This window comes from Pedobacter sp. R-06, assembly GCF_049913135.1.
GTDB lineage: Bacteria > Bacteroidota > Bacteroidia > Sphingobacteriales > Sphingobacteriaceae > Pedobacter.
On the sequence record NZ_CP183977.1, the window covers coordinates 1,609,513 to 1,623,946 of the forward strand.

Here is a 14,434-nt window from a genome sequence, read left to right on the forward strand (position 1 = left end):
AAATATGAACGGAAAAAATATTGTAGCCAGCACCTATATAGAAGTTAATGAAAGAAGCCTTAAAGCTGTTAATCCCGCAACGGGATTAACGCTTGACGGTGAATTTTTTAAAGCGAACGATAGTCTTGTTAACGATGCCTTAACATCGGCAACATCGGCTTTCCAAAGCTATAGAAACCTAAACAAAGATTTTAAAGCCGCTTTTTTAAATGCCATTGCCGATGAAATCGCCAATCTTGGCGAAGAGCTGGTAAACAGGGCATCGGCAGAAAGCGGTTTGCCTTTAGCTCGTTTACAGGGCGAACTGGGCAGAACCACAGGCCAGTTAAGGTTGTTTGCCAATCTGGTTGCCGAAGGCTCTTGGGTGGACGCAATCATCGATACTGCACTGCCTGAAAGACAGCCTTTACCACGGCCTGATATCAGACGAATGCTGATCCCAATCGGGCCAGTAGTGGTTTTCGGTGCCAGTAACTTTCCACTTGCTTTTTCTGTTGCAGGTGGCGATACGGCATCAGCATTGGCTTCTGGTTGCCCGGTAGTAGTTAAAGCACATCCCGCACATTACGGAACCAGTGCTTTGGTAGGCGGTGCCATTATCAAGGCTGCCGAGAAAACGGGAATGCCTAAAGGTGTTTTCTCTTTGTTGTATGATGATGGTTATACCATTGGAGCCGCCTTGGTTCAGCATCCATTAACTAAAGCAGTAACGTTTACAGGTTCGTTTAAAGGCGGAATGGCCTTGGTTAATCTGGCGCAACAGCGCGAACAACCTATTCCGGTTTTTGCCGAAATGGGAAGTATTAATCCGGTAATCTTTCTTCCCAAGGCCATAGAAAACCAGGCAGAAGAGCTGGCCAAAAAATATGCTGCATCAATTACTTTGGGCGCTGGTCAGTTTTGTACCAACCCGGGTTTATTGTTAGCGGTTCAATCGCCGGCACTCGAAAATTTTAAAGCCGTATTAAAAGAGGCAATTTCAACTATTCCATCAGCAACTATGCTTACCGAAGGTATTGCCAATAATTATGGTAAACTTTCTGCTGAGATAGTAAATGAGGGTGGCGTTGCGCTTTTATCGGTATCAACAGTAAAAAATAGTGCGCTTCAAAACCAATCAGAGGCTAAAATTGCTCAGGTAAGTGCTGCCGATTTTATCAAAAATCCAAAACTCCGTGAAGAAATTTTCGGCCCATATTCGCTGTTGGTTGTTGCTCAGGATATTGCCGAACTTGAAAAGGCCATTGATGTATTGGAAGGACAGCTTACCGTAACCCTAATGGCCGAAAAACAGGAGCTTCAGGACTATCAAACTTTGGTAAATAAGCTGACTGATAAAACCGGAAGGATTATTTTAAACGGTGTGCCTACAGGCGTAGAAGTTTGTGCCGCCATGCAACATGGCGGACCATTTCCTGCTACCAACGATAGCCGTTTTACTTCAGTTGGTTCAACTGCAATCAACCGTTTTGCAAGGCCATTGGCTTATCAGGATTGGGAGCAGGAATTATTGCCGGATGAATTGAAAGACGGAAATCCTTTAGGTATTTTCAGAACGGTTAACCAGATATTAACGAAATCTCATGAGTAAAACTTTTTTTTGTGTAGATGCACATACTTGCGGAAATCCGGTTAGGTTAGTTGCAGGCGGCGGCCCTCAGCTTATTGGCTCTAACATGAGCGAAAAGCGTCAGCATTTTTTGAAAGAATTCGATTGGATCAGAACAGGTTTAATGTTCGAGCCACGCGGCCATGATATGATGTCGGGCAGTATTCTTTATCCGCCTCACGATCCAGCGAATGATGTAGCTGTGCTTTTTATCGAAACCAGTGGCTGCCTTCCAATGTGTGGCCACGGTACTATCGGTACCATTACTATTGCCATAGAGGAAGGATTGATTCAGCCCAAAATACCAGGGGTGATCAGGATGGAGGCTCCGGCCGGATTGGTATTAATTGAATACAAGCAGGAAGGTAAAAAGGTTAAATCGGTTAAGCTGAAAAACGTAGCTTCTTACCTGGCTGCAGAAAATTTAGAAGTAGAATGCCCGGATTTAGGTGAGCTTACTTTTGATGTAGCTTATGGCGGTAACTTTTATGCCATTGTAGACCCGCAGGAAAATTTTCCGGGACTGGAAAACTATACCGCTTCGCAACTGATTACCTGGAGTCAGACCATTAGAAAACGCATCAATGAGCAATATACTTTTGTACATCCTTTAGATCCGACGATAAATGGCTGTAGCCATGTGTTGTGGACCGGAAAAACAATCGATCCTACATCAACCGCCAGGAATGCAGTTTTTTATGGCGATAAAGCCATCGATCGGTCACCATGTGGAACAGGTACCTCAGCCCGTTTAGCACAGTGGTTTGCTAAAGGAAAACTAAAACAGGGAGAAGATTTTATTCACGAAAGTTTTATCGGTAGTAAGTTTATTGGAAGAGTAGAAGAAGTTGTAGACCTGAACGGAATTAAAGCCATTATACCAAGTGTAGAGGGCTGGGCAAAAATTTATGGCTACAATACCATTAAAATAGATGCCGAAGATGATCCATATGCACATGGATTTCAGGTGATTTAGGGAGTTTTTAAATTAATATCAGCAGTATAAATTAAAAGAATGTCGAAAGTATTAATTATAGGTGGTGGAATTGTAGGCCTAACTTCAGCGTACTATCTGCAGAAAAGGGGGTACGAAGTAATAGTTTTAGATAAGGGAGATATTACCGACAACTGTTCTTTTGGTAATGCGGGGATGATTGTGCCAAGCCATTTTGTGCCTTTGGCTGCACCGGGTATGATAAAACAAGGTATCCGTTGGATGTTTGACAGCAAAAGCCCTTTTTATGTTCGCCCATCTTTAAATGGGAGCCTCATTAACTGGGGCTTGAAATTTATGAAACATGCCACGGCAAAACACGTAAGCCAATCGGCAGTGCCTTTACGCGATTTATCGTTACTGAGCAAAAAACTATATGAAGGTTTGGCAAAAGAGCCTGATTTCGATTTCGAATTAACGAACAATGGTATTCTGGCATTTTATAAAACAGAAAAAGCAGGAGAAGAAGAAGCGCATTTAGCTGCAAAGGCAATTGAACTGGGTTTGGATATGGCTGTGTTAACAGCCGACGAGTGCCGCGCGTTACAACCAGATTTAAAATTAGATGTTTTAGGCGCAGTACATTATCGTTGCGATGCACACCTTTATCCAACAAAGTTGATGAATGCTTTGCTTCAATATTTGTTAAACAATGGTGTTAAAATAGAACGTAATAAAGAGGTTGATAAAATTGAAACTGTTGGCAATCGCATTATGAAGGTTTTTACAGGCAACACTGCCTGGGAAGCAGATCAGTATGTTCTGGCAACTGGTTCGTGGTCGCCTGCTGTGGCAAAAATGGCCGATGTTAATATATCTTTAATGCCAGGTAAAGGTTATTCTTTTATGGAGCCAGAACCTCAGCAACGGCTAACTATTCCGGCATTGCTATGTGAAGCCAGAGTGGCCATAACACCAATGAACGGGCAGATTAGGTACGGCGGTACAATGGAGTTAGATAAAATTAATACCCGCATTAATATGCAAAGGGTTAAAGGTATTGTAGAATCGGTTCCAGCATATTTTCCAGATTTAAAACCCACACTCCCGGCAGAAAAAGATATCTGGTATGGTTTCCGTCCGTCTTCTCCTGATGGCCTGCCTTACATTGGCAGAAGCCAAAAAAGAGAAAATCTAATCATCGCTACCGGCCACGGTATGATGGGGTTAAGTTTAGGCCCTGCAACGGGTTTATTGGTTAGCCAGATTGCTTCAGGCATGGCTACTGATCTAAAAATGGAGCCATTCGCAGTAGTTCGATAATATACTAAGGCAGTCAAGTTTTTAAAAACTTGACTGCCTTAGCTAATTCAGTTTCTTCACAATTCCCCAAAAAAAACGCCGAAGTAGACTGCTAGTCCAAAAATAACAGACGTTACTCGTTCAAATTAATCGGCTTAGATATTGCTTTACAGTAGGTTAAACTAAATTTGTAGTGATTTACAAGCTGCCAAATTCATCATCAAATCCGTCATATATTATCAAATTATAGCAGGATTTTAACCTTATTTAGGTTTTATTGGTTTATTTGAGTTAATATTCATACATTCAATTCGTAATCAAACTCAACCAACCAAACCAAAATTATGAAAGTATTACCATTTACCATGCTTGTTCCCGATGACAAGAGTGTGATATCGGAACATATTGAACTTCCATATTTTTACCAGTATCTGCACCGCCACGATGAATGGCAGATTACTTATATAGAAAAAGGAGAAGGTACGTTAATCGCAGGGAATGATATGCATGCTTTCCGACCGGGCGATATTTTTGTAATTGGGGCAAAACTTCCACATCTTTTTAAAAGCAACCCCGAGTATTTCTCCCCCGATAACAATAAAACAATCAAAGCATGTTCTATTTACTTTAATCCTAATGGTATTTTAGCTGCTTTGTTCAATCTTCCCGAAATGAAGATGGCAAGTGGTTTTTTAGCTAAAAACAAACATGGTTTCAAAATTCCTGCTGCTTTTACTAAAAACATGGTAACCAAAATGTTCAATGTTCACCAGGCATCGGGAGTTGATGTGTTGTTTAACTTTCTGAAATTGGTTAACAGCCTGCAGGATTTGAATGAGAATGTAGAATCTTTATGCTCGGATATGTACTCTTCTAACGTGACCGAAAATGAAGGTATGCGGTTGAGTAAGATCATTAACTTTATCACCGAAAACTACAATAATCAAATTTCTTTAGAAGATGTAGCCAATGCCGCGTTTATGACTCCTCAGGCCTTCTGCAGATATTTTAAGAAACATACGGGACATACTTTCGTATCCTTTTTAAACGAAGTTAGAATTAACGATGCCTGTAAAAGCCTTATTTCTGGAGAAAAAGCCGATTGCATTTCAGGTGTAGCCTATAAAGCTGGTTTTAATAGTATTACCAATTTTAACCGGGTATTTAAAAGTATTATTGGTCAGTCGCCAAGAGCATATATCGATACTTATAATAATGTGAGCAGGGTGAGCTATGTAGGCGCCTAAACAAAAACACTTTTATTTTTTTAAAAAAAAAGCTAGCCATTTTTTCAAATGGAGGCAAATGCTATTCGCCAAATTTAACCAAACCAAATGCAAAACAAATTGAAGTTTTTTGCCCTTTTTTTAATGGTAAGCCTGTTATCAGGTACTTTTGTATTAGCCCAAACGTCAAACGAAAGTTTGTACGAACAAACCAGCGAAATGGGTACGCTGATAGTAGGCTACCAAAGGGATGTAGATGCCATTAACGATTTCTATTATCCTTATGCTGCAGGAGGTACTTATTCTTTTCCGATGACTACTTTTAAAAGCCCTGAACAAAGAAAACGCCTGCAAGACATCAATAAAGATTATTTAAGCAAGTTAAAATCGGCCAAATTTGAAGGCTTTAGTATTTATGGCAAAGTAGATTATATCCTCCTTAAAAAACAGATAGAATCTTCTGTTTGGCTCTTAAGTAAAGAGGAAACAGAGTACAATGCCCTATCGAAGTATTTTACCTTTGCCGATGCAATTTATGCACTCGAAAAGCTGAGAAGAAGAGGCACTTATAAAGATGGTTCTTTGCTGGCTGCCCAGATGGACGAAATCGCGAAGCAGATTGATACCCTAAGCCAAAATTTCACTAAGCAAGCAAATCTCAAAGCCGATCAGCTAAAAATGGCAATGGCCATAACCTCGAGTTTAAAACACCGTTTAAAAGGTTTTTATCAATTTTATATGGATTATGAGCCTGGTTTTACCTGGTGGGCACCAAAACCTTACGAAAGGTTAGATCTCGCTTTGACCAATTATGCTAAGTTTTTTAACGATAAAGGAGATCCTGTACCTGCGGCAAAATCAAACAAACCAGAAATTAAAGGAAATCCCATCGGAAGGGAAGAACTGATCAGGCAATTAAATGCAGAGCTTATTCCTTATACACCAGAAGAACTGATCCAGCTTGCCGAAAAAGAATTTAAGTTTTGCGACGAAGAACTTTTAAAAGCATCAGCAGCAATGGGCTTTGGTAAAGATTGGAAAAAAGCTCAGGAAAAAATCAAGAATAGCTACGTACCCTTAGGTAAGCAGCCAGAGTTGATTGTAAAACTGCAGGACGATGCCTTAAGCTTTATAAAAGCGAACGACCTGATCGATATTCCGGCTCTTGCTGAAGAAACCTGGGGTATGGTAATGATGTCGGCAGAACGCCAATTGGTAAATCCATTTTTTACCGGCGGGCGCGAAATTAGTATTTCTTATCCAACAAATTCGATGGAAGAAGACGATAAGTTAATGAGTATGCGTGGTAATAATCCTTATTTTTCAAGAGGAACGGTACAGCATGAACTCTTACCAGGTCATCATTATCAATATTTTATCAATAACCGTTATAAAAGCTATCGAGATCCATTTAAAACCCCTTTTAGTGTAGAAGGCTGGCCATTATACTGGGAGCTTTTACTATACGATAAAGGTTTTGCCAAAACGCCAGAAGAAAAAATGGGAATGCTTTTCTGGCGGATGCACCGTTGTGCCAGGATTCTTTTTTCGCTAAACTTTCATCTTGGTAAATGGACTCCTCAGCAGTGTGTCGATTTCCTGGTCGATCGTGTAGGGCACGAACGTGCCAATGCAGAAGGCGAAGTACGAAGATCTTTTAAAGGCGATTATAGTCCTTTGTACCAGGTAGCCTACCTTACTGGCGGTCTTCAGCTTTTTGCACTGAAAAAAGAACTGGTTGATAGTGGTAAGATGAGCTTCAAAGCTTTTCACGATGCGGTGATTAAAGAGAACTTAATTCCTGTAGAAATGATCAGGGCTACTTTAACCAATCAACCCTTAACCCGCGATTTCACTACCTCATGGCATTTTTACGGCCGACTTAAATAAATAAACTCACCAAACCATTTGAACCACCAAGCAACAAAACACATGATTGAAAAAGAAACCACACAATTTAAACCCTCACTTAAATTGATGGATGCAACAATGCTTGTAGCCGGAAGTATGATCGGCTCAGGTATTTTTATAGTAAGTGCCGATATTACCCGAAATGTAGGCAGTTCTGGCTGGCTGTTAGTGGTTTGGTTAATTACGGGCTTTATGACACTAACCGCTGCATTGAGTTATGGCGAATTAAGTGCCATGTTCCCAAAAGCGGGCGGACAGTATATTTACTTAAAAGAAGCATATAACCCGCTGATCAGTTTTTTATATGGCTGGAGTTTTTTTACGGTAATCCAAACAGCGACTATCGCCGCAGTAGGCGTGGCATTTGCCAAGTTTACCGCATATCTCGTGCCTGCACTAAGTGAAGATTTAGTTGCCATCAATTTAGGTTTCTTTACCATTTCGCCAGCACAGCTATTGGCTATTGGGGTAATTGTATTACTCACCTATATTAACAATAGGGGGGTAAACGGCGGTAAAGTGATTCAAACCACCTTTACAGTGGCCAAATTGTTAAGTTTGTTTGGCCTTATCGCGTTTGGCCTTTTCTTTTTAGATAAAGGAACCTGGAAAACCAACTGGGAAAATATGTGGGTTTTAGGACCGCTATCTGCCGATGGAAATATTGGCTCTTATACCACTTTGGCGGCTTTCGGAGCCATTGCTGCAGCAATGGTAGGCTCGATATTTAGTAGCGACTCCTGGCACAACGTTACCTTTATTGCCGGCGAAATTAAAAACCCGGCACGTAATATTGGCTTGAGTTTAGCCTTAGGAACCATTATCGTAACGGTGCTCTATATCCTTACCAATGTGATGTATACCGGGGTACTTTCATTACATGATATCGCCTATGCTGATAAAGATCGGGTGGCGGTTTCTGCTGCCAATCATATTTTCGGGACAGCGGGTACCGTTATTATCGCATTAATGATTATGGTTTCAACTTTTGGCTGTAACAACGGTTTAATTATGGCTGGTGCCAGGGTGTACTACTCTATGGCCAAAGACGGACTTTTCTTTAAAAAAGTTGGTACACTCAACAAAAATGCAGTTCCTGGTTTTGGTCTATGGATTCAGTGTATTTTTGCTTGTTTATGGTGTGTCAGCGGAAAATATGGTGATCTGTTGGATATGATCTCGTTTGTGGTGGTGATGTTTTATATGCTCACCATTTTCGGAATTTTTATCCTTCGTAAAAAACGACCTGATGCCGAACGGCCTTACAAAGCTTTTGGCTATCCTGTGCTGCCGATTATCTATATGATAATGGGACTGGCATTTTGTATACTGCTGATTATTTTTAAGCCTAAATTTACCTGGCCTGGATTAATCATCACGTTAATTGGCATACCGGTTTATTATCTGATTAAAGGAAGTATTGCCCGCCAGGATTTGAAAGCAAAAGAAGCGGTTGATATAAGCGGTTAAAAAAATGATGTTATTCATCAAAATCTAAAGGAAATCTGAAAAGCCGTAGCTTTATATTTACCATAAAAAATCTGTAATGACCACTTACCCAACCGCTAAAAAAGCAATAGCGTTCATCTTATTAAGTTTTGTTTCCTTTCAGCTGCTGGCACAACAAGCGGGTTTACAGCCTTATTCACCAAGTGCTGCTGAAATGGCAAATGCCTACCAATTATCTACTAAGCTGGATACCGCATTACGGAATATCCCAACCAACAACGATCTTATTCCCTTTTGGAAAAAAGACGGAAGTGCATTTTGGTATAAAAAGAACCTTCCTAACAGAACATGGGAATATTATTATGTTGATGCTGCAACAGGTAAACGTAAAGCTGCATTTGACAACGATAAACTGGCTGAAAATATAGAAAAGATAACGGGTAAAAAACAGAATCCATTAAAACTTCAGTTTGCTGAACTGTATTTCGCTGATCAGGGTAATACGGCAAAACTAAAAATACAGGATAAATGGTATGCATTAAACTTGAACGATTACAGTTTGGCGGACACCAAAGACACTACAATTTATCGCTACAATGCCAAAAGACCTTTGCAGCAAAGCAGATCGCGCTGGCAACGGAACCGTGAATCCAGAAAATCGCCTGATGGTAAAAGCGAAATCCTGATCCGTGGTGGCAACTTATTCTTGCTTGATCTTGCAACAAAAACAGAAAGTCAATTGAGCACCGATGGTAATGCTGATAAACCTTATGGCGAATTTGCATGGTCGCCTGATGGCAAAAATATTGTTGCCTATAAAATCGATCCGAAAGAGACTAAAAAAGTACATTATGTATTAAGCTCGGTTCCTGGCACTACCCGTGGTGAATTAAAATCAAGAGAGTATGCGCAGCCTGGCGACGATTTTACTGCTTATCAGCCCTATGTTTTTAATGTAGCGGCTAAAACTGCCATTAAAGTAGATGCAGATCCTATAGATTTCTTTGGTGCACCAGAATTGCATTGGCGCGATAACAACAGCAGATATTATACCTATGAGAAAGTAGATCGCGGCCATCAACGTTTTAGGGTAATTGAAGTAGATGTTTTAACCGGAAAAACCAAAAACATTATCGACGAAAAAACAAAAACCTTCATTTATGAGCGGCGCATTTATACCCGTTACTTACCTAAAACAAATGAAATATTGTGGACCAGTGAGCAGGATGGATGGCAACACCTTTATCTGGTTAATGGCATCACTGGAAAACAGACGCTGATTACCAATGGCAATTGGGTAGTTAGGGATATCGATAGTGTAGATGTGGTTAAACGCCAGGTTTGGTTTAGGGCCTGCGGAATGAATGCCAATGAAGACCCTTACTTTATCCATTATTACCGGATTGGTTTCGACGGTAAAGGATTGGTAAATCTTACGCCCGAAAAAGGTAACCATAACCTCAGCTTTTCTCCCGATCGTAAATATTATATCGATACCTATTCACAGGTAAATGTACCGCCAGTTAGTGAGTTAAGGTTAACTGCGAACACCAAAAAAATAAACGAGATAGAACACGGCCAAACGGATGTTTACTTAGCCACAGGGGTTAAACTGCCTGAAGTGTTTGTGGCTAAAGGTAGAGATGGTATAACCGACATTTGGGGCATTGTTTGCTTCCCTTCAAAAATGGATCCGAACAAAACTTACCCTGTGATCGAAAATATTTATGCAGGCCCTCATGATAGTTTTGTGCCTAAAAGTTTCTTACCAGCCAGTGAGATGCAGAGCATTGCCGAATTAGGCTTTATTGTAGTGCAGATTGATGGAATGGGTACCGCCAACCGGTCTAAAGCTTTTCATGATGTTTGCTGGAAAAACATAGCAGATGCGGGTTTCCCTGACCGGATATTGTGGATGAAAGCCATGTCCGTTAAATATCCAAATGCTGATATTTCAAGAGTGGGGATTTATGGCACTTCGGCAGGGGGGCAAAGCTCAACTGGTGCGCTGTTATTTCATCCCGATTTTTATAAGGCTGCGGTTTCTGCCTGTGGTTGTCACGATAACCGCATCGATAAACAATGGTGGAACGAACAATGGATGGGTTATCCGGTAGGACCGCACTATGGAGAACAATCCAACATTACCAATGCAGCAAAATTACAGGGTAATCTGTTTTTAATTGTTGGTGAGGCTGATGAAAACGTGCCACCAGAATCAACCTATAGACTTGCCGATGCATTGATCAAAGCAAATAAAGATTTCGATATTTTAAGCATTCCAGGGATGGGGCACAGTGATGGAGGTATTTACGGACGTAGGCGTAAACGCGATTTCTTTGTAAAACATTTATTGCACGCCGAACCACCAAATCCGAACTTATTGGTTCAATAGTCGTTGGTTGATAGGTGATTAGCTATTTATTTATCGGTTATTTGCTCATTAAAAATACAATGACTCAACTCTTCTCTTATTCAATCATAAAAATAAATCGTTACTTTGCTGCATTATCTAATCATCCTTAACCATGTCGCAAAGCATTAAAGTATCCTGTCTGTTTTTATTTGTGCTGTTATCCAGCGCATTTGTGGCCAATGCATCGAAGATAGATTTCTATCAGATCAAAATTTATCATTTGAAAACCGATGCACAAGAAAAAACAGTAGATGATTACCTTCAGAAAGCATATTTACCTGCATTACACCGTAACGGAATTACAAAAGTTGGAGTGTTTAAGCCGATTGTAGGTGATCAGGCTGTGGTTACAGAAAAGCTTATTTATGTATTTATTCCTTTGAAATCATTCAATGGCATTCTGGAGCTGGATGAAAAGTTAGCCAAAGATAAACAATACGCCATTGACGGTAAAACTTACCTTGATGCGGCTTATACCGAGACTCCTTACGAGCGATTAGAATCTATTGTTTTAAAGGCTTTTGAAGATGCTCCTCATTTTATGCTTCCTAATCTAAAATCGCCGATGAAAGAACGGGTGTACGAATTAAGAAGTTATGAAGCACCCACTGAGAAATACTTTAAGAATAAGGTCCAAATGTTTAATAAAGGTGATGAAATCGGGTTGTTTAAAAGACTCAATTTTAATGCAGTATTTTATGGCGAAGTAATCGCCGGTAGTCGCATGCCTAATCTAATGTATTTAACCACTTTCGAAAATAAGGCAGATAGAGATGCGCATTGGAAGGCTTTCTCGGCAGATGATTATTGGAAGAAGCTATCAGCAATGCCAGAATATCAGCACAATGTTTCCAAAAACGACACTAAATTTGTTTACCCAACAGACTATTCAGATTTTTAAGAAAAGTGAAAGCTGAAAGACTAAAACATCATCAGTGAGCTACTTACAAAAGTATTTCTTTATCCTCACGTTCAGTCAGAATCAGCTGGTTCACCATGTCTTCAAATTTTATAAAATCGAGGGGTTTAAATAAATAACAATTGCCCTTATCAAAGGTATTATTGTCATCTTCACTTACAAATACAACAAATTTTACGCTGTTTCGAAGCATTCTGGCTATATCAATTCCTGATAATCCCATTTGGATATCCAGAAATAGAAAATCAATTTTTCCGTAAATCCAAAAGGCTGCCATGGCATCTATTGCATCCGTAAAACTTCCCTTTAGTTGGAGTTTGTCTATTTTGGAAACAAAGTGTTCAAGTGTTTTTATACTCATTTGGCTGTCATCTATAATTACACAGCTATAGGATGTTGATAGAGGGGAATTCATTTGTAATAAGCAATTTTACAAACACTTACAAAATGCTTGCCATTCGATTATTTTTTAAGTTTATAATGCAGGAAAAGTTTTGTTTAAAATATAACTAATCAATGTTTTATGGTCAGTTAGTGTTAAAAAACAAACTATTTGTGTGCTTTGTATTTTTTTTGATAGTATAGGCAATTGCGATTCTACTTTCGTGTTTATAGCAACCTGAAGAAATCTTTTTCGCAACTCCTCGTTTCTGATTTCTTCAATATGTAAATCGAAAAGAAAAACCATTTTTGATAAACACACTATTACTTTAAATATTGTACCCTATAGCGCATGACAGTTAATCTGATGAGCCAGTTATATTTGTAAAGAGATAATTGTAATACCCGTAAATTATTTCGCTAACCAAATAATTTTCTCATCATGACTGTATCGATACTCATCAATAAAATAAGCAAGATGTTGCTGTTGTTTATGCTCGTTTTTCTGTCTTTTAGGGCTGGTGCAAGGGCTATAAATCGGTTTAATCTTTTGGTTGCCCCAGGCACGTTATCAGAAAATTCCATAGCCTTATTATGGGATAAACAACGTGGTGCTACAGACATAATTTATCAAATTTCTTTAAATGGTAAGGTGCACGCTACTGCTAGAAAAACCAATTATATAATAGAAAATCTCACACCAAATACCTGGTATACAGTAAGTGTAAATATTAAAGGAAATAATGCTGCTGGCTTAAATACCATCCGTTTTAAAACAAAGAGCAAGGGGAAAGTATACAATATTTTAGATTTCGGTGCAAAAGGAGATGGTATCGCCAATAATACTAAAGCCATTCAAAAAGCTATAAATGCCTGTACTGCGGGTGGCACGGTTTATATACCAAAAGGGATTTTTGTTTCAGGTGCGTTGTATTTAAAAAGTAGTATGACCCTTCGGATAGAAGAAGGTGGTGTATTAAAAGGATCAACATTAGTAGAAGATTATTTGCCGATGATCCTAAACCGTTTTGAAGGCTGGGAGTTGAAAACATATGCCAGTTTACTCAACGCAGGTACGCTTAATCGCAACGGGACTTATAATGTGAAAGATTTAAGAATTACAGGTAAAGGCACCATTAGTGGCGGAGGGAAAAAACTTGGGGATGCGATGATCAAAGCCAGTGGAATAAGAAGCAGAGGCCGTTTAGTCTGCTTAATGAACTGTCAGAATGTAAGTTTGTCTGATTTAACGATTACTGAACCGCCTTGCTGGACCATTCATTATATTTATAGTAACAAGGTAACCTGTCAGAATTTAAACATCATAACTGTAAATATCCGTAATGGAGATGGTATAGATCCCGATTCTTCTACCGATGCTTATATTTTTAACTGTACTTTCGATACCGGCGATGATTGTATTGCCATTAAATCGGGTAAAAATCCTGAAGGATTTTTTGTAGCTAAGCCAACCAAAAATGTACGGATAACAGATTGTGACTTTAAACGCGGTCATGGTATTTCGATTGGCAGCGAAATGTCTGGTGGGGTAAGCGATGTTTTGGTACAGGACTGTAAAGCTGGGAAACTATTACATGGCATGCAGATAAAAGGAACAAAAGATAGAGGTGGTTATGTGAAAAATGTAACCGTAACCGATTGCCAACTATTGCAGATTACCATCTTCTCAGCAGTTAACTATAACAACGACGGCGAAGCCGCACCACAGATACCAACCTTCGAAAATTTTGTATTCAAAAATATCGATATGTCTATGGCTTCAAATGCAGGTGCAGCTATCGACATCAATGGCTTTAAAGACCCTGCTCACCGATTAAAAAATGTAACCTTCACCAACGTCACACTGCCAGAGCAGTCAACAGTTGTTGTAAATGATGCCGAAAAGATAAAATTTACTGAAGTGAAATCGGCCACCGGCGCTAAACCTCAGTACACGGTAAACAATAGTTCGGAGGTGATTTATTAGTTCATTAGTCATTAGTTCATTAACTAGTGATCATTAAACAATCATTATTGATCTTTTTATAACTTTAATAATCTTTAATACTTAATGATGAGGGTATTGTTTCGTGAAAATCTTTGCTTCCGTGGCAAAAAAACTAACCAGAAAGATTCAGAAATAAATCCGATAGCTATCGGATCAGAATGATGCAATTTTAGATCCTGAAACAAGTTCAGGAGGACGATCACAGAATCTGAGCTATGAAAATCTTAATGTTCTTAACTATGAAATCGATCTTCTGCGACCTTAATGCCTTTAATTTCT

Annotated in this window: 10 protein-coding genes; 9 read left to right on the top strand and 1 reads right to left on the bottom strand. The window is 39.4% G+C overall.

Annotation, left to right across the window (positions count from 1 at the left end; all coding sequences use genetic code 11):
- Window positions 1-4 precede the first annotated feature (4 nt).
- The 8 genes from ACN9MR_RS06755 to ACN9MR_RS06790 all read left to right on the top strand — a co-directional run bounded on the left by ACN9MR_RS06755 (window position 5) and on the right by ACN9MR_RS06790 (window position 11,748).
- Complete coding sequence (locus ACN9MR_RS06755; protein WP_426328848.1) at window positions 5-1,591, top strand: aldehyde dehydrogenase (NADP(+)); 1,587 nt, start codon at window positions 5-7, stop codon at window positions 1,589-1,591.
- Window positions 1,584-2,585 carry a 4-hydroxyproline epimerase gene (locus ACN9MR_RS06760; RefSeq protein WP_426328849.1) on the top strand — a complete coding sequence of 334 codons (1,002 nt, stop codon included), beginning with the start codon at window positions 1,584-1,586 and terminating at the stop codon, window positions 2,583-2,585. The genes ACN9MR_RS06755 and ACN9MR_RS06760 overlap by 8 nt, the downstream gene beginning before the upstream one ends.
- 39 nt (window positions 2,586-2,624) lie before the next feature.
- Window positions 2,625-3,866, top strand: a complete 1,242-nt coding sequence (locus ACN9MR_RS06765; protein ID WP_426328850.1) for an NAD(P)/FAD-dependent oxidoreductase — start codon at window positions 2,625-2,627, stop codon at window positions 3,864-3,866.
- Between the two features lie 323 nt (window positions 3,867-4,189).
- A complete protein-coding gene (locus tag ACN9MR_RS06770; RefSeq protein WP_426328851.1) occupies window positions 4,190-5,092 on the top strand; it encodes an AraC family transcriptional regulator in 903 nt (300 codons plus the stop codon).
- 87 nt (window positions 5,093-5,179) lie between these two features.
- Window positions 5,180-6,961, top strand: a complete 1,782-nt coding sequence (locus tag ACN9MR_RS06775) for a DUF885 family protein (RefSeq protein WP_426328852.1) — start codon at window positions 5,180-5,182, stop codon at window positions 6,959-6,961.
- A gap of 42 nt (window positions 6,962-7,003) precedes the next feature.
- Window positions 7,004-8,452, top strand: a complete 1,449-nt coding sequence (locus ACN9MR_RS06780) for an APC family permease (protein WP_426328853.1) — start codon at window positions 7,004-7,006, stop codon at window positions 8,450-8,452.
- 76 nt (window positions 8,453-8,528) lie between these two features.
- Window positions 8,529-10,826 (top strand): DPP IV N-terminal domain-containing protein, encoded by a 2,298-nt coding sequence (locus ACN9MR_RS06785; protein WP_426328854.1) that lies wholly within the window; start codon window positions 8,529-8,531, stop codon window positions 10,824-10,826.
- 133 nt (window positions 10,827-10,959) lie between these two features.
- Window positions 10,960-11,748 carry an NIPSNAP family protein gene (locus ACN9MR_RS06790; protein WP_426328855.1) on the top strand — a complete coding sequence of 263 codons (789 nt, stop codon included), beginning with the start codon at window positions 10,960-10,962 and terminating at the stop codon, window positions 11,746-11,748.
- A 43-nt stretch (window positions 11,749-11,791) separates the two neighbouring features.
- Here the strand turns inward: ACN9MR_RS06790 and ACN9MR_RS06795 are convergent, their stop codons facing one another.
- Entirely contained in the window at window positions 11,792-12,127 is a 336-nt protein-coding gene (locus tag ACN9MR_RS06795; RefSeq protein WP_426328856.1) for a hypothetical protein, read from the bottom strand.
- Between the two features lie 462 nt (window positions 12,128-12,589).
- Here ACN9MR_RS06795 and ACN9MR_RS06800 point away from each other — a divergent pair, with 462 nt between their 5' ends.
- Window positions 12,590-14,134 (top strand): glycosyl hydrolase family 28 protein, encoded by a 1,545-nt coding sequence (locus tag ACN9MR_RS06800; RefSeq protein ID WP_426328857.1) that lies wholly within the window; start codon window positions 12,590-12,592, stop codon window positions 14,132-14,134.
- The last annotated feature ends 300 nt before the right edge of the window (window positions 14,135-14,434 follow it).